This window comes from Paraclostridium benzoelyticum (genome assembly GCF_001006285.1).
Taxonomy (GTDB): domain Bacteria; phylum Bacillota; class Clostridia; order Peptostreptococcales; family Peptostreptococcaceae; genus Paraclostridium; species Paraclostridium benzoelyticum.
On sequence record NZ_LBBT01000100.1, the window covers coordinates 1 to 2,353 of the forward strand.

2 protein-coding genes are annotated in these 2,353 nt (G+C 23.2%); both read left to right on the forward strand.

The window, feature by feature from the left end:
• The first annotated feature begins 209 nt into the window (after positions 1–209).
• Complete coding sequence (locus VN21_RS04515; protein ID WP_046822247.1) at positions 210–1,574, forward strand: RNA polymerase sigma factor; 1,365 nt, start codon at positions 210–212, stop codon at positions 1,572–1,574.
• A gap of 42 nt (positions 1,575–1,616) precedes the next feature.
• The gene (srtB, locus tag VN21_RS04520; RefSeq protein WP_046822248.1) at positions 1,617–2,315 is read left to right on the forward strand and encodes a class B sortase; all 699 of its coding nucleotides are present in this window, start codon (positions 1,617–1,619) and stop codon (positions 2,313–2,315) included.
• Positions 2,316–2,353 lie beyond the last annotated feature (38 nt).

Below are 2,353 nucleotides of genomic sequence, written 5' to 3' on the forward strand. Positions count from 1 at the left end.
GTTGTGAACTTTTTAAACTTTTCATAACCTTTTATTATTTTTTGTTAAAATCTTGATATATCTTATAAAATCCAAGTCAGATCTCTTTTAATATCTAAATTTGTACTCATTAAATATTTTATCTAAAATTTTACTTTCATGTCTACAATTATGGTATTATGTTTAATATTAATTAGATTTTAAATTAATATTAGGAGGACATTTGATAATTGAGTAGCTTAAAGTATTTAAAAATAAGTAAACTTGTATCTAAATGTAAAAATGGAGACTCTCAAGCTTTTTCAGATTTATATTCTTTAACTTATCAAAAGGTTTATTTCCTATCTTTAAGTATTTTAAAAGATAAGTCTATGGCAGAAGATGCCGTACAAGAAGTATTTTTGATTGTTCTAAAGTCACTTGATAAGTTAGAATCTCCTAAACTATTTATAGCATGGATAAATAAAATTACATACAACTATTGCATTAAAGAGCTTTCCAAGGTAAAAAAAATTGGAGAGGTTTATTCGAAGTGTGTTTTACCTACGCTAAGTGATAATTCAAAGGGTGTTGACCCTATTGAATCATATATTCTAAAAGAAAGTAATTGCGAATTGATGAATTTAATTAATAAGCTTTCATCTATACATTCAACAATCTTGATTTTAAAATACTTCGATGATTTAAAAATTTCTGAGATTTCATATGTTTTAAACATTTCTGAAGGTACTGTAAAAAGTAGACTAAGTAATGCAAAGAAAAATTTATATAAATTATATTCTGAAGAAAGAAAAGATAATAGAAAAATTTATGGATTTATGCTATTTTCATTCTTTAAAAAGACATCTAATGAAAACTTACTGAATTTAAATTCCTCAAAAAATATTTTGGGAAATGTATTATATAAGTCTCATTTTAATATAGGTAAAAGTTTTAAATTCAAAATTAACCATAAACAAGGTATGTCGAAAACTATGGCAGTTTCACTAACTACCTCAATAGTGGTATCTACTTCTGTTCTAGGTATTTATAAAATCAACAAATATGATTTTTTAAATGTAGATAATGTATCTTCTAAATCTAATTTATTAGATACTATAAATATATCAATAAGTGATACATCTAAAATTACAAATACTCCAGTTTTAGTAGATATTCAAGTAAAGGATAAGTCTCTAGTAAATGATTTGTATATTAAACTTGGTAATTCTGAAAAAATCTTGGGTAGCTATGTAGATCAGTATACTTATAGATTTAAAATCACTAAAAATGGGTATTATAAGGTATTTGTAAACTTTAAACAACACTCTACTTTAATTAAGGAATTTAAAATTAATTGTATAGATACAGAATCCCCAAATATTATAAACTACACATATGATAGTGATAAAATTATTTTTAGCTTAAAGGATTCTAGTAGTGGAATAGATTTTAATAAGATTTATTTAAAAGATTCTAATGAAAAAGCTTTAAACATCCAATCAATAGATAAAGATAAAGGTATTGTTGTTGTAAAAATAAGTAATTTGCCTTTATACTTAACTATATATGATATTGTTGGAAATAAAGCCGTATATAATATAAAAAAGATATAGATTTCAAAATATATAAACTTAATGTATAAGGATAATTTAAAAATGAAAAAGATACGATGGTTAGTAAACTTAATACTTTTAATTATATTGTTATTTAGTTCTTATAAAATAATAAGTAAATTTATGCAGTATAGTAAAGCTGATAAAGCATATTATAAACTTTACAAAATTAAAGAATCACAACAAAATAATAATAATTCAGTAGATTTGTCATATATAAATAAAGACTATAGAGGATGGTTAGATGTAGGTGGTACAAATATTCACTATCCAATAGTTCAATCAAGTAATAATGAGTTCTATTTAAACAAAGATATGGATAAAAATTATCTAGAGTCAGGATCTATATTCTTAGATTTTCAAAACGACAAGTTTAATGATTCTAATACCGTGCTTTATGGGCATAGTATGAGAAATGGAACGATGTTTGGCCAACTAAAAAAATTTAAAGATGAAAAGTTTTTTACAAAGCATAAGACTATCTCTATATCTGAATCTAATGGTAATATTTTAAACTATACAATTTTCTCTGCTTATGTAACTGATTCTAGCAATATTTACAATAAAACTTCATTTGATTCTAAGGAAGATTTTAATAATTTTTTTAATAAAATAAAAAAAGATTCTTTATTTAAATCTTTAGTAAATGTTGATTCAGAAGATAAGATCTTAACTCTATCTACGTGTAGTTATGAGTTTGATAATGCTCGGATGGTTGTTCATGCAAGGCTTGATAAATAGAAAAACATACTTAAATATTTAAGTATGTTTTTCTATTT